The organism is Jannaschia halovivens (assembly GCF_046452375.1).
Lineage (GTDB): Bacteria > Pseudomonadota > Alphaproteobacteria > Rhodobacterales > Rhodobacteraceae > Jannaschia > Jannaschia halovivens.
The window spans coordinates 2,464,134-2,485,166 of record NZ_JBKFDJ010000001.1 but is presented as its reverse complement, the minus strand read 5'-3'; the positions used below and the strand labels follow the sequence as shown (position 1 = coordinate 2,485,166).

Annotated in this window: 20 protein-coding genes; 5 read left to right on the top strand and 15 right to left on the bottom strand. The window is 69.1% G+C overall.

Annotated elements, in window-relative coordinates:
- The first annotated feature begins 32 nt into the window (after window positions 1–32).
- The 4 genes from crtA to bchO are packed head-to-tail and all read left to right on the top strand — an operon-like array spanning window position 33 to window position 4,262.
- Entirely contained in the window at window positions 33–782 is a 750-nt protein-coding gene (gene crtA / locus ACK8OR_RS12580; RefSeq protein ID WP_410189728.1) for a spheroidene monooxygenase, read from the top strand.
- A complete protein-coding gene (bchI, locus tag ACK8OR_RS12575; RefSeq protein ID WP_410189727.1) occupies window positions 779–1,780 on the top strand; it encodes a magnesium chelatase ATPase subunit I in 1,002 nt (333 codons plus the stop codon). Before crtA ends, bchI begins: the two co-directional genes overlap by 4 nt.
- Window positions 1,777–3,390 carry a VWA domain-containing protein gene (locus tag ACK8OR_RS12570; RefSeq protein ID WP_410189726.1) on the top strand — a complete coding sequence of 538 codons (1,614 nt, stop codon included), beginning with the start codon at window positions 1,777–1,779 and terminating at the stop codon, window positions 3,388–3,390. The genes bchI and ACK8OR_RS12570 overlap by 4 nt, the downstream gene beginning before the upstream one ends.
- Window positions 3,387–4,262: an alpha/beta fold hydrolase BchO gene (gene bchO, locus ACK8OR_RS12565; protein ID WP_410189725.1), complete on the top strand. Its 876-nt coding sequence runs from the start codon at window positions 3,387–3,389 to the stop codon at window positions 4,260–4,262. Before ACK8OR_RS12570 ends, bchO begins: the two co-directional genes overlap by 4 nt.
- Here the strand turns inward: bchO and ACK8OR_RS12560 are convergent.
- The 15 genes from ACK8OR_RS12560 to bchF form a co-directional block, all read right to left on the bottom strand.
- On the bottom strand, window positions 4,234–4,695 hold the full coding sequence (locus ACK8OR_RS12560) for a c-type cytochrome (protein ID WP_410189724.1): 462 nt from the start codon (window positions 4,693–4,695) through the stop codon (window positions 4,234–4,236). The genes bchO and ACK8OR_RS12560 overlap by 29 nt on opposite strands.
- Window positions 4,696–4,782: 87 nt before the next feature.
- Entirely contained in the window at window positions 4,783–5,997 is a 1,215-nt protein-coding gene (gene hemA, locus ACK8OR_RS12555; RefSeq protein WP_410189723.1) for a 5-aminolevulinate synthase, read from the bottom strand.
- A complete protein-coding gene (puhE, locus tag ACK8OR_RS12550) occupies window positions 5,984–6,775 on the bottom strand; it encodes a putative photosynthetic complex assembly protein PuhE (RefSeq protein ID WP_410189722.1) in 792 nt (263 codons plus the stop codon). Before puhE ends, hemA begins: the two co-directional genes overlap by 14 nt.
- Window positions 6,775–7,899, bottom strand: coding sequence for a magnesium-protoporphyrin IX monomethyl ester (oxidative) cyclase (acsF, locus tag ACK8OR_RS12545; protein ID WP_410189721.1), 1,125 nt, complete (start codon window positions 7,897–7,899; stop codon window positions 6,775–6,777). Before acsF ends, puhE begins: the two co-directional genes overlap by 1 nt.
- Window positions 7,896–8,192, bottom strand: coding sequence for a hypothetical protein (locus ACK8OR_RS12540; protein ID WP_410189720.1), 297 nt, complete (start codon window positions 8,190–8,192; stop codon window positions 7,896–7,898). Before ACK8OR_RS12540 ends, acsF begins: the two co-directional genes overlap by 4 nt.
- A 20-nt stretch (window positions 8,193–8,212) precedes the next feature.
- Window positions 8,213–8,680 carry a photosynthetic complex assembly protein PuhC gene (gene puhC, locus ACK8OR_RS12535; RefSeq protein WP_410189719.1) on the bottom strand — a complete coding sequence of 156 codons (468 nt, stop codon included), beginning with the start codon at window positions 8,678–8,680 and terminating at the stop codon, window positions 8,213–8,215.
- Between the two features lie 5 nt (window positions 8,681–8,685).
- The gene (gene puhB, locus ACK8OR_RS12530; RefSeq protein WP_410189718.1) at window positions 8,686–9,342 is read right to left on the bottom strand and encodes a photosynthetic complex putative assembly protein PuhB; all 657 of its coding nucleotides are present in this window, start codon (window positions 9,340–9,342) and stop codon (window positions 8,686–8,688) included.
- A 36-nt stretch (window positions 9,343–9,378) separates the two neighbouring features.
- Window positions 9,379–10,137 carry a photosynthetic reaction center subunit H gene (puhA, locus tag ACK8OR_RS12525; RefSeq protein ID WP_410189717.1) on the bottom strand — a complete coding sequence of 253 codons (759 nt, stop codon included), beginning with the start codon at window positions 10,135–10,137 and terminating at the stop codon, window positions 9,379–9,381.
- Window positions 10,138–10,153: 16 nt separating this feature from the next.
- The gene (locus ACK8OR_RS12520) at window positions 10,154–11,596 is read right to left on the bottom strand and encodes a PucC family protein (protein ID WP_410189716.1); all 1,443 of its coding nucleotides are present in this window, start codon (window positions 11,594–11,596) and stop codon (window positions 10,154–10,156) included.
- Window positions 11,593–12,267, bottom strand: a complete 675-nt coding sequence (gene bchM, locus ACK8OR_RS12515; RefSeq protein WP_410189715.1) for a magnesium protoporphyrin IX methyltransferase — start codon at window positions 12,265–12,267, stop codon at window positions 11,593–11,595. The genes ACK8OR_RS12520 and bchM overlap by 4 nt, the downstream gene beginning before the upstream one ends.
- Entirely contained in the window at window positions 12,268–13,155 is an 888-nt protein-coding gene (bchL, locus tag ACK8OR_RS12510) for a ferredoxin:protochlorophyllide reductase (ATP-dependent) iron-sulfur ATP-binding protein (RefSeq protein ID WP_298437934.1), read from the bottom strand.
- 9 nt (window positions 13,156–13,164) lie between these two features.
- On the bottom strand, window positions 13,165–16,677 hold the full coding sequence (locus ACK8OR_RS12505) for a cobaltochelatase subunit CobN (RefSeq protein ID WP_410189714.1): 3,513 nt from the start codon (window positions 16,675–16,677) through the stop codon (window positions 13,165–13,167).
- Entirely contained in the window at window positions 16,667–18,184 is a 1,518-nt protein-coding gene (gene bchB, locus ACK8OR_RS12500) for a ferredoxin:protochlorophyllide reductase (ATP-dependent) subunit B (protein ID WP_410189713.1), read from the bottom strand. Before bchB ends, ACK8OR_RS12505 begins: the two co-directional genes overlap by 11 nt.
- Window positions 18,185–18,272: 88 nt before the next feature.
- Window positions 18,273–19,559, bottom strand: a complete 1,287-nt coding sequence (locus ACK8OR_RS12495) for a ferredoxin:protochlorophyllide reductase (ATP-dependent) subunit N (RefSeq protein WP_410189712.1) — start codon at window positions 19,557–19,559, stop codon at window positions 18,273–18,275.
- Complete coding sequence (bchF, locus tag ACK8OR_RS12490; RefSeq protein ID WP_410189711.1) at window positions 19,556–20,035, bottom strand: 2-vinyl bacteriochlorophyllide hydratase; 480 nt, start codon at window positions 20,033–20,035, stop codon at window positions 19,556–19,558. Before bchF ends, ACK8OR_RS12495 begins: the two co-directional genes overlap by 4 nt.
- A 191-nt stretch (window positions 20,036–20,226) precedes the next feature.
- Here bchF and ACK8OR_RS12485 point away from each other — a divergent pair, with 191 nt between their 5' ends.
- Entirely contained in the window at window positions 20,227–21,012 is a 786-nt protein-coding gene (locus ACK8OR_RS12485) for a hypothetical protein (protein WP_410189710.1), read from the top strand.
- The last annotated feature ends 21 nt before the right edge of the window (window positions 21,013–21,033 follow it).

Here is a 21,033-nt window from a genome sequence, read left to right as displayed (position 1 = left end):
TACACTACGTCGAAGGGGAACGCGAGTGTCGCGTGACCGACCCACGACCACGACACCGGGGACGAACGACCATTCCGACCGTCACGCTTACACTTCACCGATTCGGCCCCGTTCGGGATCGGCTCTGGGCGCTTGCGCAGATGGGTCTGGCCCGTCGCCCGCTCGCCCGCCTGCCCGGCCTCGACTTCTGGAAGCTCATGGGCTCCGGAACGGGCGAGGGCTTTACCCCAGTGCCGAACACCGCCGTCTGGGCGATCCTCTGCGTCTGGGACGACGCGGCGGCGGCCGAGGCGGGCCTCGGCAGCGACGTCTTCGCGCGCTGGGCAGCCCGTGCTGCAGAGGTCTGCACCCTCAGGATGGATCCGATCTCGGCACGGGGCGTCTGGTCGGGCCGCGCGCCCTTCGGCCCCGGCCGAGTCGCGCCGGTCGGCCCGCTCGCCGCACTCACCCGCGCGAGCGTGCGCCCCCGGAACCTCATGCGCTTCTGGCGCCGCGTGCCCGACATCTCGGCGCGGATCGGCGACGACCCGGCCGTCCGCCTCAAGATCGGCGTGGGCGAGGTGCCGCTCCTCCACCAGGTGACCTTCTCGGTCTGGCCCGATGCCGATTCCATGACGCGCTTCGCCCGCACCTCCGGCCCCCACGCCGCCGCCATCAAGGCCGTGCGCGACGGTGACTGGTTCGCCGAAGAACTCTACGCCCGCTTCGCGATCTCGGACGCGACGGGCCAGTGGCAGGGGCGACCTATCGGCGACGTCCTCGCCCCGTCGGCCCCGGCATGAGCGCGGCCTTTCCCTTCGCGGCCATCGTCGGGCAGGACGAGATGAAGACCGCGATGATCCTGACGGCCATCGACCCCGGCATCGGCGGCGTCCTCGTCTTCGGCGACCGCGGGACTGGCAAGTCGACCGCCGTGCGCGCGCTGTCGGGCCTGCTGCCGCCGCTCGAGATGGTCGAGAACTGCCCGGTCAACTCCGCCCGCCCCGGGGACGTGCCCGACTGGGCCCGCGCGGGGACGGCGATGGTCAGCCGCCCGACCCCGGTGGTCGACCTGCCCCTCGGCGTCACCGAGGACCGGGTGACTGGCGCGCTCGACATCGAGGCGGCGCTGACCCGCGGCGAGAAGGCGTTCCAGCCGGGCCTCCTCGCGCGGGCCAATCGCGGCTATCTCTATATCGACGAGATCAACCTGCTCGAGGACCACGTGGTCGACCTGCTGCTCGACGTCGCCCAGTCGGGCGAGAACGTCGTCGAGCGCGAGGGTCTGTCGATCCGGCACGCCGCCCGCTTCGTGCTCGTCGGCTCCGGCAACCCCGAAGAGGGCGAGCTTCGGCCCCAGCTTCTGGATCGGTTCGGTCTCTCGGTCGAGGTGGTCTCGCCCACGGAGATCGACGACCGAATCGAGGTCGTGAAGCGCCGCGACCGCTTTGATCGCGACCCGGACGGCTTCGCGCGGGACTGGGCGGATGCGCAGGACGCGCTCCGCGTTCGGATCGTCGCCGCCCGCGCCGCCCTGCCGGATACGACGGCGTCGGATGCCACGCTGCGCGACTGCGCGGCACTTTGCATCGCGCTCGGCTCGGATGGGCTCAGGGGCGAGCTGACACTGTTGCGCGCGGCCCGTGCGCTCGCCGCCTTCGACGGCGTCCCCGAGGCGACGCGCGACCACGTCCGACGGGTCGCGCCGATGGCGCTGCGCCACCGCCTGCGCCGCGATCCTCTGGACGAGGCCGGATCCACCTCGCGGGTCGCGCGGGCCGCGGAGGAGGTGCTGGCGTGACCGCCGCGCGCTGGGCCAGCGCGGTCCGCGCGGCACGATGCTTCGCCGCCGATCCCGTCGGCCTCGGCGGCCTGCATCTCCGGGCACGGGCGTCGGACGCGCGCGATACCTGGCTTTCCGTCTTCAATGAAGACGCCCCCGTGGCCGCGCGCCTCCATCCCGACATGTCCGACGAGGCGCTTTTCGGCGGGCTCGACCTCGCCGCGACGCTGAAGGCGGGTCGGCCCGTGCGGCGCGGCGGCGTCCTCGACCGGCACGATCTTGCGGTCCTGACCATGGCCGAGCGCGCGCCCCGCGGCCTCGCCGCGCGACTGGGACAGGCGCTCGACGGGCGCCGGGTCGGCCTGCTCGCGCTCGACGAGGGGGTCGAGGACGAGGCGCTGGCCCCCGCCCTGTCGGACCGCATGGCCATGCGCGTGGATCTCGACGGACTCCGGCCCGCCGACAGGCCCGCGCCGACACCGCTCGATCCCTCGGATCCCATTGCGACCGATCTGGCGCGCGCACGGCTCGCGGCGACGGCTGCGGCCCTCGGGATCGCGTCGGTCCGACCCGTGATCCAGGCGCTGCGCGTGGCCGAGGCGTCGGCGGCGCTGGACGGACGTGGACTGGCCGAAGCGGACCTGACCTTCGCCATCGCCGTCAGCCTGCTGCCACGCGCCACGACGCTTCCGGCCCCGCCGCCCGAACCCGACCTCCCGGAGGACGCGCCCGACCCTGCCGAGGCCCCGCCGCCCGACCCGAGCACCCTACCCGCCGATGCGGAGCTGACGGTCGAGGCGGCGCTGGCCCTCCTGCCGCCCGATCTCTTGGCGCGGATCGCGGCCGGACTTACGCCGCGAGCGTCCGGGATCGGGGCCGGTGCCGTGCGGCGCGGCAACCGGCGCGGGCGACCCCTGCCGTCACGGCCCGGACGGCTGGATGGCCAGGCGCGGATTGACCTCGTGGCGACGCTGCGCGCGGCGGCCCCGTGGCAGCGGATGCGCGGCGGTGGCCCCGGACAGCCCGTCGCGGTGCGGGCCTCCGACATTCACCTGAGGCGATACGAAACGCGGTCTGACCGGTTGATCGTCTTCGCCGTGGATGCCTCGGGCTCCTCGGCACTCGGGCGATTGGCCGAGGCGAAAGGTGCTGTCGAGCTTCTGCTGGCCGAGGCCTATGCCCGGCGCGACCACGTGGCATTGATCGCGTTCCGGGGCGATGCGGCGCAACTCCTGCTGCCGCCGACGCGCAGCCTCGTGCGCACCAAGCGCGAACTGGCCGCTCTGCCCGGAGGCGGCGGCACGCCCCTGGCGGCAGGATTGCGCGACGGGCTGACGCTGGCCCACCAGGCGCGCGGGCGCGGCATGGACCCGGCGCTGGTGGTGCTGACCGACGGGCGGCCGAACATCGCGCTTTCAGGCGAAGCCGCCCGAACGGAGGCGCTGGCGGACGCCGAGGCCATGGCCGGGGCAATCCGGGCGCAGCGCCTGCCGGCGGTGGTGATTGACACCGGAACACGTCCGACCCCGGCGCTGGCCGACCTCGCGGCCCGCATGGGCGCGGCCTGCCGTCCGTTGCCGCGCGCGGACGCCCATGGGCTCAGCCGGATCGTGGCGGACACGGTGTGAGCGGCCCGGTTCCCCCAGATTGGCCCTTCGCAAAGGCGAGCCGCATGGTCGCGTCCCGGCCACATCGCTGGCACGTGCAGGAGATCGGGGAAGGACCGGACGTCCTCCTGCTCCACGGGGCGGGCGGGGCCACCCATTCGTGGCGCGGCCTCGTCCCGCTCCTGGCGGAGCGATACCGCGTCACCATGATCGACCTTCCCGGCCACGGGTTCACGCGGCTCGGATCGTCCGGGCGCTCGGGGCTCGATGCGATGGCCGAGGACGTGACGACGCTCTGTGGCGCGCTGGGCCTGACACCCGCCGCGATCCTCGGCCATTCCGCCGGCGCCGCGATCGCGCTGCGCCTGGCCCTCGCCCGCCCCGTCCCGGTCGTGTCGATCAACGGCGCGTTCCAGATGTTCGACGGGCTGGCCGGCTGGCTCTTCCCGATCATGGCCAAGGCGCTGGCGGTCAATCCGCTGACGCCGTTCCTCTTTGCCGCCGCCGGAAGCCCGGCGCGGACGCGGCGCCTGATCGAAGGGACCGGCAGCCGGATCGACGCGGCGGGGCTCGGGCAATATCATCGGCTGATTTCGGATCGCGGCCATGTCGGCGGTGCCCTTGCGATGATGGCGAGCTGGTCGCTCGACCGGCTGGTGCGCGATGCTTCGGGCCTTGAGGCCCCTGTGCTCCTACTGGCGGGCGGGCGCGACCGTGCGGTCGAGCCGCGCGTCAGCCGCGAGATGGCCGAGCGCCTGCCCCGCGCGGAGCTGCGGATTTTCGACGATCTGGGCCATCTCATGCATGAAGAAGCCCCCGCCGAGGCGGCGGGGGCCATGATGTCGTTCCTCGAGGAGGCGGGCGTCAGTTCGTCGCCGCGGCCTCGTCGCTGAACTGCGCGAGGAAGGCGTAGAGGTTCACCGCGTCCTCTTCCTTGCGGACCTTGTAGGTCATCTTGCCGCGCCCGTTGTCGCCGGTGATCTCCTGCAGGTGGCCGGTCGGGTCCTGGACATAGGCGACGAAGCGGGCCTCGTCGAAGACGTTTTCCTGCTCGCCTGCCAGGACGATGATGTCCGAGTAGCGGAAATCCTCGACCGCGCCATAGGCCCGGCCCACGACCCCGTAGAGGTTCGGTCCGGTCTTTGCGGCGCGCCCGGCCAGAACCTCGCCATCGGCATCCTGCACGACGTGGCAGGACTGGCACTGGCGGAACGCGCTCTCGCCCGCGCCGGCATCGCCGGTGGCGGTCAGATCGACGCCGTGGCTGTCGGCGAAGGCGGGGGCGGCGGCCATGATGGCGGCGGCGATGGTGAGCGTGCGGATCATCTCGAAGTCTCCCTAGATCTCTCGTTCGGATGGACAGCTAGGCCGCGGCCCGCCGTCTTCCAATAACAACGTTCTGCCATGTGGCGATTAGGCGGTCTTGCGGGCCAGCGCGCATTGTTTCCAAAGCGAGGACAACGCCGCGACGAGCCGATCGATATCCTCGTCGGTGTGGTTCGGCCCCGGCGTGAACCGCAGCCGTTCGGTCCCCTTCGGCACCGTGGGATAGTTGATCGGCTGCACGTAGATTCCGAACTGATCCATCAGGTAATCCGACAGCATCCGGCACTTCACGGGGTCCTTCACCATCACCGGGATGATGTGGCTCGGGTTGGGCTCGTGCGGGATGCCTTCCGCATCCAGCCGCGCGCGCAGGCGGGCGACCTGGCGCCGCTGCTGGTCGCGCTCGGCCTGGCTGGACTTCAGGTGGCGGATCGACGTCGCGGCGGCCGAGGCGACCGCCGGCGGCAGGGCCGTGGTGAAGATGAAGCCGGACGCGAAGCTGCGGATGAAGTCGCAGAGCGCGGCCGACCCGGTGATATAGCCGCCCATTACGCCGAAGGCCTTGCCCAGCGTGCCCTCGATCAGGGTGATGCGGTCCATCAGCCCCTCCTGCTCGGCCACGCCGCCGCCGCGCGGGCCGTACATGCCAACCGCGTGAACCTCGTCGATATAGCTCAGCGCGCCGTGCTTCTCGCAGACCTCAACGATCTCGCGGATGGGCGCGATGTCGCCATCCATGGAATAGACGCTTTCGAAGGCGACGATCTTGGTGGCGTTGGCGGGCAGGCGCGCCAGCTTCCGGTCGAGGTCGTCGGCATCATTGTGCTTCCAGATGACCTTGTCGGCGCGCGAATGTCGGATACCCTCGATCATCGAGTTGTGGTTGAGCGCGTCCGACAGGATCACCGCGTTGGGCAGGCGCGACCCGAGCGTTGAGAGCGCGGCCCAGTTCGACACGTACCCGGAAGTGAAGAGCAGCGCCGCCTCCTTGCCGTGAAGATCCGCCAGCTCGGCCTCGAGCATCAGGTGGTGGTGGTTCGTCCCCGAGATGTTGCGCGTCCCGCCCGCGCCGGTCCCGCAGGCGCGCGCGGTGTCGGCCATGGCCTGAACCACGTCCGGATGCTGGCCCATCCCGAGATAGTCGTTCGAGCACCAGACGGTGATGTCCCGGATCTCGCCGTCCTTGTGGGTCTTGGCGCGCGGATGCTGGCCGCATTCCCGCGTCAGATCCGCGAAATAGCGATAGTTGCCTTCGGCCTTGAGCACATCCAGTTGTGCCTGAAACAGCTTATCGAACGGCATCGGGACCCTCCTCCGTCAAAGTGTCTTTCTCGGGCAGCATCCACCGCCACAACTTCTCGTCCGGCAGGCGGACGACCATGAACCAATGCTCCAACAGCGCGAGCGCCGTCAGCGCCGCAAGCAGCGCGAAGCCCGCCGCCTCGGCGGGGCTGCCCGCCGCCCAGATCCGCTGGAGCCAGCCGAAGGTGACGAAGGACAACGCTGTCACCGAGGTCGGGAAAAGCCAGTTGATCCGCGCCTCGCGGAAATGGCTGGGCAGGTGAGACAGGTGGTGCGGGATGAAGGACGTGTTCACCTTCCGCACCCCCAGATAGAGGTTCAGCTTGGCACTGATCCGCGCGGCATAAAGCACCGCGAAGGTCCAGAAACCGATGCGGTTCTCGGTCCCGTGGCTGAGGATGGCGAGGCCGATCAGAGCCGCCGTCAGCGTCATCTCGTGATAGGCAACCGTGCCCCAGGCGCGGACGAACCTCTCCCATTCCGGCACGCCGGGCTTGGCGGGCAGGGTCGAGGGGCCGGTGATGACGCCCACGAGGAACGCGAGCTCGATCCAGCCCCAGATCACCAGCGCCGCGAGGAAGGCGCCGTAGACCGCGACGAGGCCCGATCCGCCGGAAACCCAGACGAAGGCCGCGAGACCCGCGAACATGATCGGCAGGGTCGCGAGCACGACCACTATCGGGCGGCGCGTGGTGCGGACAGCCACAAGGATCGCCCCGGTGGAAGCCCACCAGGCGAAAAGCGCGAAACACGCCGCGATCCACGGGCTGCCCGCCATCAGTAGGCCGGCTCGAGACGGGTCGCGGCGGGCACGTCGTGCCGGATCGCCGGGATCGTGTAGAGCGCCACGAAGGCCGCCGCCGCGCGGGCCTGCGCGGACGTGCGCGCCACCAGTCGGGCGAGGCCCGTCTTCTTCTCGGCCGCCGCGAGATCGGCATTCGCGGCCTGCAGACGCTCCAGCGTCGGCTGCCAGCGCGGATGGTCGATATCGAGCGTGATCGGGAAGACCTGCCGCGAAATCTCGGACGTCTTCTCGAAGACCGCGTGCGCGTACCAGTCGGGATCGACGCCCAGCGCCTTGTGGAATTCCGGCCGCTGGTGATCGCGCACGTACATCGTGCCGTAGACCGCGGTGAGGAAGAACTTGATCCACCAGACGTTGCGCCCGGTCGTCAGCTTCGGGTCGGTCTTCATCAGCAGCGCGAAGGCCTCGCCATGGCTGAACTCGTCGTTGCACCACTCCCGGAACCACTTGAAGATCGGGTGGAAGCGATGCTCCGGATGCTTCTCGAGATGCCGAAAGATCGTGATGTAGCGGGCGTAGCCGATCTTCTCGGAAAGATAGGTGGCGTAGTAGATGAATTTCGGCCGGAAGTAGGTGTACTTCTTCTTCTGGGTCAGGAACCCGAGATTGACCGCGATCCCCGCCTCGCGGAGCGCGTCGTTGATGAAGCCCGCATGCCGCGCTTCGTCCCGCGCCATCAGCTGGAACAGCGTGGTGATGTCCGAATTGGACCCGCGCCGCTTCATTTCCTTGTAGAGGACGCAGCCCGAGAACTCGGCCGTGCAGGACGAGATCAGGAAGTCGATGAACTCGGCCCGGAGCTTCGGCTCCATCCCGTCCCAGTCGACCTTGTCCCAGTCCTCGTTCTTCTTGAAGTGCCCCTTGTTCGGATCGGCCTGCATCTGCGCGATCAGCGCGTCCCAGTCCGCGCGCACCGGTGTCACGTCGATGGCGTCCATCTCGTCAAAATCGGTCGTGTAGAAACGCGGCGTCAGCAGCGTGTTCGACATCGCGACCTGCGTCGCGGTCTCGCTGTCGATGACGGCGCTCTGGTTGTCGGCGGCCAGCGCCTCCTCGACGGTGCTGGCATCGGCGGAATGGGTGGCATGGGCGTTCATTGCAGCGTCTCCTCGGAGAAGGAGAACTCGCAGAGCTCCATGAACTCCAGGTCGCCGGTCATGCGGGTCCACATCCGCTCGACGCCCGAGGCCCGGGTGATGATCGCGGTGCGCTTCTCGCGCACGACCTCGCCGTAGGGGGCCATGATCTCGGGGCCCTGCACTTCGACGGCATCGCCGGGATGGATGATCGCGCCGTTGTCCAGCCGGACATGCGCGCTCAGTTCCTCGAAGCGATGCGACACCTCGACGGTGCAGGGCGCTTCCTCTTTCGTTCTCGTCAACAGTCCCATGGGTCGTTCCTCCCGTTGGTTCAGTTCAGCAGTTTGGCGAAGGTGTCTGCGTTCTCCGCCCCGAATCCGATCAGTTCGGCCCGCCATCCCGTCGCGTCGTCACGCAACGACAGCTGGCCCGTTTCATAAAGGACGAGGCGGATCGGCGCCTCCATCCCGACGCCGCGCCGATCCCGCTCGAACGCGAGGGCACGATGCACCCCTGCGACGAACCCGCCTTGACCGGGATCAAGGTCGGCGATGACGACACCGTTGGCATCGAGGACGCGCGCCGCGCCCGTCATGCCGTCGGCATCGATGAAGATCATCCGCTCGCGCACCACGCCCGCCTCGCCGTCGAGGGCGGGCATCGCTTCGAGCGGACGATCGGTCAGGGCCGCGTAGCCCGTGATGAAGAGCGCGCAGACAACGAGGACGCCCATCGCGCGCAACAGCAGCGTGGGCACCATTTCCTTGTCGCGATTGGCGAGGCGGGCTTCGGGGGTCATCGCGCCTACTCCGCCGGGACGGGCATCGCGCCCGTGTCAGGTGTGGGGGCCACGGGCGCGCTCGTCACCTGCGGCATCGACAGGTCGGCCTGCGCCGCCTCGGCCAGAAGACGCGCGACCTCGGCCGCCTTGGGGATCGCGCGCAGCGCGGGCTGCGTCGGCGTGAAGCGCCAGGGGCGCAGATGCGGCCAGATCATCAGGTAGCTGAACCGCGTCTCGCCCAGCGTGCGGAGCGCGATCGTGCCCGTGCCGTCCTTCCGGGTCGTCAGGTCCGCCGCCGCGATCCAGCGGAACGGGAATTGCAGCGTCATCGTCAGCGCCGCCCCGATCCGCAGGATCACGCGGCGGTTGGTGATGGTGTAGATCGCGGCCTTCGCCTGGCACCAGCCGATGGCCGCGAGGATGGCGCACGTGACCGCACCGAGGACGAGGTAGAACGAGGACTGCGCCAGGGCCGTGGCCCATGGCACATCCGCCGCGGCCGACACGGTCTGCCACCCGAACAGCAGACCGAAATAGAGCGCGACCCCCCGGACCGACAACGACTCCTTCGTCAGCGCCCACCAGTCGGGGCTGCCCTGCCACAGAATTTCCTCGCCCTCGGGCAGCAGCTCGGGCAGCCCCCGGATCGGTTCCTGGTCGAAGTCGTCATGGTCGGTCATCGGGATCGTCTCCTTCTCGTCGTCAGGCCGCAGCGGTCAGAGCTGCGGCTCCTGCCGGTCGCGCGCGGCGTAGAGCTTGCCGCCGCCCACGAAGCCGGAAATCTTGTCCTCCTCCAGCAGGGTGACCTGCGTCGGCGAACGGGTTGCGGGGATCTGCGCGAAGTGCCGGTGATGCAGGGCCTTTACCTCGACATGGTCGCCATGGATGCGCACCAGCTGGATTGGCACCAGCCGCTTGCCCGCGCCTTCCACGTCGACCTCGATATAGCGGACGTGCTGCTCGGGCGCGTCCAGCCACATGTCGCTGACAGTGCCGGCGATCTTGCCGTCGTCGCCCATCACCGGCAGGCCGCGCGGGTCGCGCCCGGCGCTGACCCGGAAGTCGGGCATCGCGTCCATCGGCGCGATCTTCGGGTGACCGTGGCCATCGAGTTCCGGCACGTCGCGGCGCGGCGCCCAGGAAGCGGGACCGACGCCGTCAAGCATCGGGTCGCCCGTCGGCTCGAACGGGAAGCCGTTCGGCACGGCGGTCTTGGCCATTGCGATCTCGCGGCCTTCGGGCTTGCCGTCGGGCACGGTCACGGTGCCGCGCCCGTGGGGCAGGATGAAGGTCTTCTGCGACGGCACAGGGAACGGGCCCTGGTTCGGCGCGAGCGTCCCGTCATCGTTCTCGAGCGGGTAGCCCTCGCGCATGTTCTCCGTCTGGAGATAGTAGATCAGCAGGGCGAAGAAGCCCCAGAACAGCCAGAGCGACAGGCTGGCCAAGTCGAAATTGCCGAAGAATGGGTCCACCATCAGGGTGTCCTCCGTATCATGTTGGGAAGTCGGCCAGTCCGATCCTGGCCTCCTTCGGTTCGGGTCTGTCTGAAGGTCTGTCCGTGCGCCCGACGAGCGGCCCCAAGGCCACCAGCGTCAGGAAGAGAAGTCCGATCTCGAGATGGTAAACGACGGAATATCCCGTCGCCGGGTCGTCCAGCCCCGTGCCCAGCATGCCGGAGGTCGCCAGCGCGTCCACGCCGTCCCGGATACCGCCGCCCAGCGCCGTCGAGAGGCCCTGCGCCGTCGCCTGCGCCGCGCCCCAGGCCCCGAGGGCGAGACCTCGGCCCGCGATGTCCGTCACCGGCAGCGTCATCGCCGTGGTCAACGTCGCGACCGCGAAGAGTCCGCCGCCGAAGCCGATGCCCATCGCGCCCGCGAAGAACAAAGGTGCCGAACCGAGCGGCGAGGCGAAGATCACCGCCGAGAAGGCCGCGATTCCGGCCAGGATGCCGCGTGCGGCCATGCGGGTCGGGTCGATGCCCTGCGTCAGCCACCGGGCCGCCAATGCGAAGGCGCCCAGCGCGCCGATGGCCCAGCTTGCCGTAAGAAGCGTCGTGTTCGAGACGGAAAGCCCGAGGATCTCGCCGCCATAGGGCTCCAGCAGCACGTCCTGCATGTTGAAGGCCATCGTCCCGAGGAACACCGCCGCCAGAAGCCGCCCGGCCGTGCCGCCACGCGACAGGTCGGCCCAGGCGTCCGCGAAGCGCGGCGTCGGCGCGGCACGCTCGGCCTTGGTCGTGGGGCGCAGGCTTTCCTGCTTCCAGAGCGCGATGACGTTGAGGATCAGCGTCACGACCGCCGTGCCCTGCACGACCTGGATCAGGCGCACGCCGTCGAAATCGCGCAGGAGCCAGCCGATCAGGATGGCGCTGACGAGCATTCCGGCGAGGAATGCCACGTAGAGAAGCGCCACGACGCGGGGCCGGGTGGCATCGTCGGCCCGGTCGGCCGCCAGCGCGAGGCCCGCCGTCTGCGTCATGTGCATGCCGAGGCCCGTCATAACGAAGGCGAGGCCGGCCGCGATCTCGCCGGCGAAGGGCGGGATGCGGACCTGGTCGTAGCCCCCGAGGATCAGAAGCGCGAAGGGCATGATGGCAAGACCGCCGAACTGCCAGAGCGTGCCGAACCACAGATAGGGAATGCGCTTCCAGCCGATGGCGCTGCGATAGGTGTCCGACCGGAAGCCCAGAAGTGCGCGGAACGGTGCCACCAGAACCGGCAGCGCGATCATCGCGGCGACGAGGAAGGCGCTCAGCCCCAGCTCGACGATCATCACCCTGTTCAGCGTACCCAGCAGCATCACCGCCGCCATGCCGACCGAGACCTGGAAGAGCGACAGGCGCAGAAGCTGGCGCAGCGGCAGCGCTTCGGAGCCGGCATCCGAGAAGGGCAGCATCGACAGCGCGAACTGCTTGAGGACCGCCGGCGCGCTCATGGGGCAAGCTCCAGGCAGGTCGAGATGTAGAACCCGCTCGTCACCCGCTCGACTTCGGTCAGCGTCCCGTCGAGGCGGGGCCCGAGGTCGGCGGCCGCATGGGGCACCATGGCGGGCGAGCGGTCGGCGCGCGGGAAGGCCTTGCCCGCCCAGAACATCGTCATGAGGAGCGGTGTGCGCGGCGCGAGGCTGAACACGACCTGCCCCGCCCGCGGCGCCAGCGCATTCAGGCGCTCGGCCAGTTCGGGCGCGCCGTAGTAGATCATCGAATCCTGTGCGACGACCGCGTCGAAATTGCCGAGATCGGCGTCGAACATGTCGGCCGCGGCGAAGGTCACGCGCCCGGCATGGGCGGGGTCGAGCCGGTCTGAGGCGATCGCCAGGAGCTTCGGCGAGATGTCCACGGCCACCACCGTCGCCCCCTGCGCGGCCAATGCCGCGGTCTTGGCCCCGGTGCCGCAGCCCGCGTCCAGCACGCGCATCCCCCGCAGGTCGGAGGGCAGCCGCGACAGCATCACGCCCCGCATCCGGTCCCGGCCCGCGCGCACCGTGGCGCGCACCCGGCTGACCGGCGCGTCCGAGGTCAGGCGATCCCAGACCTGCGTCGCGGTCCGGTCGAAATAGCCTTCGACCCGAGCCCGCGTGGCGTCATATGTGCGCGTGGCGCTCATTCAGTCGAAGCCCAGCAATTCAAAGATCTCGCGGTCGGGCAGCGATTCCGGCGCCTTGCCCTCGGTCCCGTCCCAAAGAAGCTTGGCCAGCCGGACATACTCGGCGCGGCAGCGCACGATGTCCTCCTCGTCGGGCATCTCGAACAGGGTCTTCTTCTTCAGGCGCGAGCGGCGGATCGCGTCGACATCGGGCATATGCGCGATGCGGTCGAAGCCGACCGTGCGGCAATACCGGTCCACCTCGTCGGTGTCCTTGGAGCGGTTCGCCACGCAGCCCGCGAGCCGCACCTTGTAATTCTTCGACTTCGCCTGCACCGCGGCGATGATCCGGTTCATCGCGTAGATGCTGTCGAAATCGTTGGCCGTCACGATCAGCGCGCGGTCCGCATGTTGCAGCGGCGCCGCGAAGCCGCCGCAGACCACGTCGCCCAGGACGTCGAAGATCACCACGTCGGTGTCTTCAAGCATGTGATGCTGCTTGAGGAGCTTCACGGTCTGGCCCACGACGTAGCCGCCACACCCCGTGCCCGCGGGCGGGCCGCCCGCCTCGACGCATTGCACGCCGCCGTAGCCGACCGCGACGAAATCCTCGGGGCGCAGCTCCTCGGCGTGGAAATCGACCTCTTTCAACACGTCGATCACGGTGTTCTGCAACCGGCCCGTCAAGGTGAAGGTGCTGTCATGCTTCGGGTCGCAGCCGATCTGGAGCACGCGCTTGCCCAGCTTGGTGAACGCTGCCGACAGGTTGGACGAGGTGGTCGACTTGCCGATCCCGCCCTTGCCGTAGACCGAAAAGACCTTGGCCCCCTCGATCTTGGCGCTTTCGTCCTGATGAACCTGGACGGAGCCTTCGCCGTCCTGTCCAAGATCCGGAATGTCTCTCGGCATGTCTCTCTCCTATTCCGCGGCCATGATGCCTTCGAGCCGGTCTTCGAGCTCGTCGGCGGCGTTCTGCAACGCGGCAAGTGTGTCGGCATCCGGGCGCCAGAATTCGCGGTCCCCGGCTTCCAGCAGGCGGTTCGCCATCCGGGCGCTCGCCTTCGGGTTCAGATCGGCCAGACGACGGCGCATCGCGTCGTCCAGCACGAAGGTCTCGGACAGGCGCTGGTAGACCCAGGGTTCCACCGTGCCGGTCGTCGCACTCCAGCCCATGGTGTTCGTCACCTGCGCCTCGATCATCGAGACGCCTTCCGCGCCATGCTTCAGGAGGCCCTCGAACCAGCGGGGGTTGAGGCTCCGCGACCGCGTCTCGAGTGCGACCTGGTCGGCCAGCGTGCGGACCTTGGCCGCACCCATCGTCTGGTCGCCGATATAGACCGGCGCCTCGGACCCCTTCGCGCGCTTCACCGCGCGGCTGATTCCGCCCAGCGTGTCGAAGTAATGGTCCACGGTGGTGACCCCCAGCTCGACCGATTCGAGGTTCTGGTAGGCGAGATCCACGTCGCCCAGCGCGGCCTGCAACAGGTCGGCATTGCGCGCCGCCTTGCCGTCGCGCCCGTAGGCAAAGGACTTCCGTGCCTCGTAGGCATCGGCCAGCTCGCCCTCGTCGTCCCAGGCACCACTATCGACCAGTTGGTTCACGTTCGACCCGTAGGCGCCCTCGGCATTCGAGAAGACGCGCAGCGCCGCGGTCTCGAAGTCGCACCCGACCTTTTCGGCGTAGGCCAGCGCATGGGCCCGGACCGGGTTCACCTCGGACGGCTCGTCGGCGCTGGCGGCCAGCCACGCGGCCTCGGCCAGCATCCGGGTCTGGAGCGGCAGCAGGTCGCGGAAGATGCCCGAAAGCGTCATCACCACGTCGATGCGCGGACGCCCGAGTTCGGCCAGCGGGATCAGTTCCGCCCCGCAGAGCCGCCCGTAGTGATCGAAGCGCGGCCGCGCGCCCATCAGCGCCAGCGCCTGCGCGACCGGCACACCGTCGGATTTGATGTTGTCGCTGCCCCAGAGGACCAGCGCGACCGAGCGCGGGACCCTATCATGGGTCGCCAGAAGCAGGTCCGCCTGTGCCGCACCATCGCGCAGGGCATAGGCCGTGGGCATCCGGAACGGGTCGAAGGCGTGGATGTTGCGCCCGGCGGGCAGGACCTCGGGCGAGCGCACGAGGTCGCCACCGGGAACGGGCGCGATGAACCGACCCGACAGCGCCCGCATCAGCCCGTCGAGTTCTGCGTCACCACGCAGCGCGGCGGCGGCCGCCTCACGGGCGGCCTCGGGCAGATGCGCGACATAGGAGGCGACATGCGCCTCGCTCAGCCGCGCGCCCACGACGTGCAGCCCGTCGGTGATCATCGCCTGCTCGGTCTCGAGCAGCGCCAGCCACAGGTCGTCCGGCGCCCCGTCCAGATCGACCGCCTCGGCCTGATCCGCGATCAGCCGCGCCAAATCTTCCGAGCGGTCGCCCGAACGCCAGCGCTGTACGCTCTCCTTCAGAGCCAGAAGCCCTTTGTAGAGACCGCTCGCCATCACCGGCGGTGTCACGTGGGTCACCGTCACCGCACCCGACCGCCGCTTGGCGAGGGTCGCCTCGGACGGGTTGTTGGACGCGTAGAGATAGACGTTCGGCATGTCGCCGATCAGGCGATCCGGCCAGTCCTCGGCCCCGAGGCCCGACTGTCGGCCCGGCATGAACTCCAGCGCCCCGTGCATCCCGAAATGCAAAAGCGCGTCGGCCCCGAACTCGGTCTTCATCCAGCGATAGAATGCCCCGAACGCATGGGTCGGCGCGTAGCCGTTCTCGAACATCAGGCGCATCGGGTCGCCCTCCCACCCGAAGGCGGGCTGGAGGCCGATGACCACGTTCCCGAACCGCGCGCCCAGCACGAAGACCCCGGCGCCGTCCGATTGCTGACGTCCGGGAGCGGGGCCCCAGGCGGCCTCGGTTTCGGCCAGCCACGGATCCTCGGCCACGAGGCGGTCGGCCGGGATGCGTGCGATGACGTTCGCGTCCTGCCCGTAGGTCGCGGCATTCCCCTCGAGCACGGCGGCGCGCAGGGCATCCACGTCGGCGGGCGGGTCGACATCGTGGCCCTCGGCGCGCAGGCGGCGGAGTGTGTTCAGAAGCGATTCCCAAACTCCGAGATAGGCAGCGGTCCCGGCGGCCCCGGCATTGGGGGGAAAGTTGAAGAGGACGATCCCGATCTTGCGCGCCCGCGCGTCGGAACGCCGTAGATCGGCGAGGTTCGACGCCCGCGCGACCAGATGCGCGATCCGCTCATGGCAGGGTGCCATCGCACGCGAGCCGTCCGCGGTGCAGTTGCGCGCGCAGCCCCGGCAGCCGCCCGAGTCGTGACGTCCGGCGAACACGGTCGGATTGGTCGCGCCGTCGATCTCGGGCAGGGCGATCAGCATGGTCGTCTCGACCGGCCCGAGGCCTTGCTTCGAAGTCCCCCACTGGCCCAGCGTCTGGAACTCCAGCGGATGGGCCGCGATATAGGGCACGTCCAGCGCTGTCAGCACATCGACCGCCGCCGCGCTGTCATTGTAGGCGGGTCCGCCCACCAGGCTGAAGCCGCTGAGCGAGACCAGCGCGTCGATGCGATCGTCCGAGAAATAGGCGTCGATGGCGGGACGCATGTCGAGCCCGCCCGCGAAGGCCGCGCGGACCCGCATGCCCTTCGCCTCGAAGGCGCGGATGACGGCGTCGTAATGCGCGGTGTCGCCGGCCAGCACGTAGGACCGCATCATCAGGAGACCGACGGTCCGTCCCTTCGCGCGCGGCAGGCGGTCCGGGTCGGTGACGATGCCGAGATCCGGGTGGTAGAGCCCGACCTCGGGATACTCGACGGGCGCGCGCGCCTCGGTCTCGAACCGGTCGGAGTACCGCCCGATCAGATGCCGCAGCAGGCCCTCGAAATTGTCGTCCGACCCGCCCAGCCAGTATTGCATGCACAGAAACCAGGCGCGCAGGTCCTGCGCCTTGCCGGGCACGTAGCGCAAGAGCTTGGGCAGGCGCCGCAGCATCTTCATCTGCTTCTCGCCGCTGCTCCCCGAAGGGGATTTCGAGCCGCGCAGCTTCTTGAGAAGCTGGATCGCCGCCGAGGACGGCTGCGCCATGTCGAGATCGCCCATCCGCGTCAGCTTGACGATCGCGGGGTCGCTGACCATCCCGACCAGCGCGTCGCAGGCGTCGCGACGCGCCACGAGATCCGGCATGATCGCGCGCAGGTGCTCGTCGATGAAGAGAAGGCCGCAGACGATGATATCGGCTTCGGCGACGGCACGCTTGGCCTCGGCCAGCGCATCGGGCGTCTCGGCCCATTCGGCGGCGGCATGAACTGTTACCTCGAGGCCGGGGAACTCGGCCGCCATGCGCAGCCCGACCCGTGCGACCGGGCCCGCCGCATGGGCGTCCAGCGTCACGATGGCGACCCTGTAAGGCGCGAATGCGGATATGGGCCCGTCACCGCGCATAATGGGCCTTCGCTTCGTAGAGGGTCTCGACGCTGATTTCGGCCACTCCGCGTTCGGCGGCGAAGGCTTCGGTGTTCCGCCGCGCCTTGCCGCGCACGAAGAACGGGATCTTGCGCAACTCCTTCTCGGCGGGGGCCAGCCAGACGATGTCCCCGTTCGGCTGTACCAACGGCTCGACCGCGTCGGTCGAATTCGGTGCATGGCCGCCATGATGCGACGGCCCGGCGGCGTCCGAGAACTCGAAATCGTCCCGGAACATCGTCAGGAGGTGTTCCTCCAGCCCCATCACCAAGGGATGCACCCAGGTATCGAAAAGGACGTTCGCGCCCTCGACCCCCATCTGCGGCGAATGGCGCGCGGGGAAGTCCTGCACGTGGACGGGCGACGAGATCACGGCGCAGGGAATGCCCAGGCGCTTGCCGATATGCCGCTCCATCTGCGTTCCGAGGATCATCTCCGGCGCGGCTTCGGTGATGGCACGCTCGACCTCGAGATAGTCGTCCGTGATCACAGCCTCGAGACCCATCTCGCGGGCCAGCGCGCGGACCGGGCGGGCGAACTCACGGTTGTAGCAGCCGAGCCCGCAAACCTCGAAACCCATCTCGTCGCGGGCGACCTTGGCGGCCGCCATCGCATGGGTCGCGTCACCGAAGACGAAGACGCGCTTGCCGGTCAGATAGGTGCTGTCGACCGAGGCGGCCCACCATGGCTGACGCAAGCTCTCATCGTCGAGAACAGGGTCTAACCCGGCCAATTCGGCAACTTCCGCGATGAATTCCCGCGTCGCGCCCGCGCCGATGGGGATGGTCTTCGTATAGGGCTGGCTGTGATCACGCTCTAACCACCGCGCAGCCGCTTCGGCATGTTCGGGGTAGAGCACGACGTTGAAATGCGCCGCCGGGAGGCGCGCGAGATCGGACGGACGGCTGCCCATGGGGGCCACCACGTTCACCGCGATCCCCATCCCGTCGAGCAGCTTCGTGACCTCGACCACGTCGTCGCGGTGGCGGAAGCCGAGGCCCGTCGGCCCGAGGATATTGCAGCTCACTTCGGGGGTGCGCTCGCAGGGCTGCGCCAGCGCGCGGGCAAGCTGATAGAAGGTCTCGTCGGTGCCGAAGAGCTCCTTGCGCGAATAGCTCGGAAGCTCCAGCGCGATCACGGGCACCGGCAGGCCCAGCCGCTCGGCCAGACCGCCGGGATCGTCCTGAATCAGCTCGGCCGTGCAGGATGCGCCGACGATCAGCGCCTCGGGGCGGAACCGCTCGTAGGCGGCCATGCAGGCATCCTTGAACAGCGTAGCCGTATCGGCCCCGAGATCACGCGCCTGGAAGGTCGTGTAGGTTACCGGCGGCCGCTGGCCCCGCCGTTCGATCATGGTGAACAGCAGGTCCGCGTAGGTGTCGCCCTGCGGCGCGTGGAGGACGTAATGCAGGCCCTCCATTCCCGTCGCGACGCGCATGGCGCCGACATGGGGCGGGCCCTCATATGTCCAGACCGTCAGCTTCACGCGCCGATCCTTCGGGATGTCGTTGGCCCGAGACCGCATCCGCCGTCGAGCGCGCTCGCGGGTGTCGACATATCCATACGAACCGGGCTCATTCCGCCGCCACCGCGATCGCGGCTTCCCCGCGCCCGGCCGCGAGCAGCGCCTTGCGACGGATGGGACGCGCGAAGAGGGCGGCCAGATCGCCCGCCTGCTCGTAGAAATGCACAGGCGTGAACACCAGCTCGATCGCCCATTTGGTCGTCAGGCCCTCGCGCTCCAGCGGGTTAGCGAGGCCGAGGCCGCAGACCGTCAGGTCGGGCCGGTCGGCACGGACGCGGTCGAGCTGCATCTCGACGTCCTGCCCCTCGGCGATGCGCGGCCCTTCAGGAAGAAGCGCTAGCTCCTCGGCCATGATGCGCGAGTGCAGGAACGGGGTGCCGACCTCGACGGCGGACATACCGCATTCACGGGTCAGGAACCGGGCGAGCGGAAGCTCCAACTGGCTGTCGGGCAGGAAGAAGACGCGCTTGCCGGCCAGCGTCTCGGTCGCGGCGGCGACGGCCTTCCGAGCACGGGCGCGGGGCGCTTCGGTGACGCGGTCGAACGTATCGGCATCGACGCCGAACGCATTGGCCACGGCGCGTAGCCAGAGCGTCGTCCCCTCCTCTCCGAAGGGGAACGGGGCGGGAATGCGGGTGGCACCGCGCCGGTCCAGCGCGTCGGAGGTGTCGCCGAGGAACGGCTGCAGCAGCGCGTAGCGCGTGTTCGGCCCGACCTGCGGATCCTGGTCGGCGCGTCGTCCCGGCAAGACCTGCACCCGCTCGATGCCCATCGCGGCCAAGAGCGCGCGCGCCTGATCCTCGACCACGTCGGGCAAGGCACCCACCAGCAGGAGGTTCGGTGCGTCGGTCGCGGCCAGCTTCGGGACCATCGCAGCAAGGCAGGCATCCTCGCCTTGCGTGAAGGTCGTCTCGATTCCCGAGCCGGAATAGTTCAGTACGCGGACATGGGGCGCATGGGCGTCGGACAGACGTTCGGCCGCGCGGGCGAGGTCGAGCTTGATCACCTCCGACGGGCAGGACCCGACGAGGAAGAGTTGCCGGATATCCGGCCGCCGCTCGAGCAGGCGGGCCACCTCGCGGTCGAGTTCGTCATTGGCATCCTTGAGACCGGCGAGGTCGCCCTCCTCGAGGATGGCCGTGCCGAAGCGCGGCTCGGCGAAGATCATCACCCCGGCGGCGGATTGCAGCAGATGCGCGCAGGTGCGCGACCCGACCACCAGGAAGAACGCGTCCTGCATCTTGCGATGCAGCCAGATGATCCCTGTCAGACCGCAGAACACCTCGTGCTGCCCGCGCTCGCGCAGGACCGGGGTATCGGTGCAGCCCACGCTCATGCCGGCGCCTCGAGCCGTGCGGCGCGCAGCTTCCAGAGGAACTGCCCGGCATTGATGAGGTAGGCGGCATAGGCGGTCAGGGCGACGGTCATTTCGGCCAAAGGCGCGAAGCCGCCGTCCCAGAGCATCCAGCAATAGGCGAGGTGCAGCGCGATGACCCCGAAGCTGACGACGTCTTCCCAGAAGAAGGCGGGGGCGAAGAGCCAGCGGCCGAAGACCACCTTCTCCCAGATGGAGCCCGTGACCATGATCGTCAGGAGAACGCCCGTCTTCACCACGATCGAAGCGGAGGCCGCCACGTAGCCGGTGCCGGTCGCGAGATAGCGGATCACGAGGACGAGGGAGACGAGGAAGACGACGAACTGCAACGGCGCCAGAAGCCCCTGGATCAGGGTCCAGACGGTCCGGTCTCGTCTCGCGCGTTCCTCCGGCGAGTAGAGCCGGGTGCGGGCGCGGGTTCGGCGCGGCACCTTCATGTGACGACTCCCCCCTGTCAGTTGTACGTATCATCGGAGTTACGCGGCTAGTGTCAATTTCAATTTACACCACGGGGGACAATGTGTCACGATGGCACGACGGTCACCTGCCTTTCGGCCGTAACTCAAACTTGACATTTGCCGGTCGAACGCTTGGTTTGCCGGAGCCCCGGTCACGAGGGAGGCGACGCATGACGACCCCCTACGACGACAGCGCACCGTATCGCGCCAAGATCCTGATCCCGACGATTCCCGACACGCTGGACGGGTCCGGGTTGCTGACGCTGGCGCTTCGGCTGATGCCGGCGGCTCCGGGCGATCCCGGCGTCACGGCGGCCCTGATCGAGCTGGGCGAGCGGATTTTCCTTCACGAGGAGGACGTGCCCCGCCGCGCCCTGATCGCGCAGGCCCGCAGCGACGCACGGCTATCTGGCTGGATGCTGACCGATATCCTGCCTGCGATCGCGCTCCGGCTCGAGGATGGCTGGAACCATGACAGGTTGTCCTTCGTCGACGTCACGATCGCCGCCGCACGTATCCAGGACGGGGTGCGCCGTCTCGGCCGCATCGCGTTGCCGCCGGCCGAGATGCCGGCCGTCGCGATGATCGTCCCGGTCTGGGAGCAACATGCGCTCGCCGCGACCTTCGCCGCCGAGGAGATGCGCCGCCTCGGCGCGCCCGTCCGACTGGTGGCGGGCACCGCGGCGCGAGACATCCCCGCCCTGCTCGAACGGTTCCCGGCCGCGGCCTTGATGATTTCCTCCAGCAGTGGCCGCGCGGCGGCCCGCGTCCCCGAACTGATCCGCGACCTGCGGCGGCATGTGCGCCGCGCGCTGCCGGTCGTCGTCGGTGGCGCGGCGCTGATCACCGACCCCGACCTCGGGCTTCGCGCGGGGGGCGACCTCGGAACCAATTCCGCAGCGGAGGCCTTGGCATTCTGCGATCTGACGCCATGTCTTTCCCCGGCCCTCTCGTGACGATATGCGAGGCCCCGTGCC

Excerpts from the sequence above, each read along its gene's own strand:
- acsF (WP_410189721.1), bottom strand. The coding sequence starts at position 7,899 with ATGAACGCCCATGCCACCCATTCCGCCGATGCCAGCACCGTCGAGGAG.
- ACK8OR_RS12485 (WP_410189710.1), top strand. The coding sequence starts at position 20,227 with ATGACGACCCCCTACGACGACAGCGCACCGTATCGCGCCAAGATCCTG.
- puhC (WP_410189719.1), bottom strand. The coding sequence starts at position 8,680 with ATGACCCCCGAAGCCCGCCTCGCCAATCGCGACAAGGAAATGGTGCCC.
- ACK8OR_RS12520 (WP_410189716.1), bottom strand. The coding sequence starts at position 11,596 with ATGAGCGCGCCGGCGGTCCTCAAGCAGTTCGCGCTGTCGATGCTGCCC.
- bchF (WP_410189711.1), bottom strand. The coding sequence starts at position 20,035 with ATGAAGGTGCCGCGCCGAACCCGCGCCCGCACCCGGCTCTACTCGCCG.
- ACK8OR_RS12540 (WP_410189720.1), bottom strand. The coding sequence starts at position 8,192 with ATGGGACTGTTGACGAGAACGAAAGAGGAAGCGCCCTGCACCGTCGAG.
- puhE (WP_410189722.1), bottom strand. The coding sequence starts at position 6,775 with ATGGCGGGCAGCCCGTGGATCGCGGCGTGTTTCGCGCTTTTCGCCTGG.
- puhA (WP_410189717.1), bottom strand. The coding sequence starts at position 10,137 with ATGGTGGACCCATTCTTCGGCAATTTCGACTTGGCCAGCCTGTCGCTC.
- bchI (WP_410189727.1), top strand. The coding sequence starts at position 779 with ATGAGCGCGGCCTTTCCCTTCGCGGCCATCGTCGGGCAGGACGAGATG.
- ACK8OR_RS12495 (WP_410189712.1), bottom strand. The coding sequence starts at position 19,559 with ATGAGCGTGGGCTGCACCGATACCCCGGTCCTGCGCGAGCGCGGGCAG.
- ACK8OR_RS12505 (WP_410189714.1), bottom strand. The coding sequence starts at position 16,677 with ATGCGCGGTGACGGGCCCATATCCGCATTCGCGCCTTACAGGGTCGCC.
- bchM (WP_410189715.1), bottom strand. The coding sequence starts at position 12,267 with ATGAGCGCCACGCGCACATATGACGCCACGCGGGCTCGGGTCGAAGGC.
- hemA (WP_410189723.1), bottom strand. The coding sequence starts at position 5,997 with ATGCCGTTCGATAAGCTGTTTCAGGCACAACTGGATGTGCTCAAGGCC.
- bchL (WP_298437934.1), bottom strand. The coding sequence starts at position 13,155 with ATGCCGAGAGACATTCCGGATCTTGGACAGGACGGCGAAGGCTCCGTC.
- puhB (WP_410189718.1), bottom strand. The coding sequence starts at position 9,342 with ATGACCGACCATGACGACTTCGACCAGGAACCGATCCGGGGGCTGCCC.
- ACK8OR_RS12560 (WP_410189724.1), bottom strand. The coding sequence starts at position 4,695 with ATGATCCGCACGCTCACCATCGCCGCCGCCATCATGGCCGCCGCCCCC.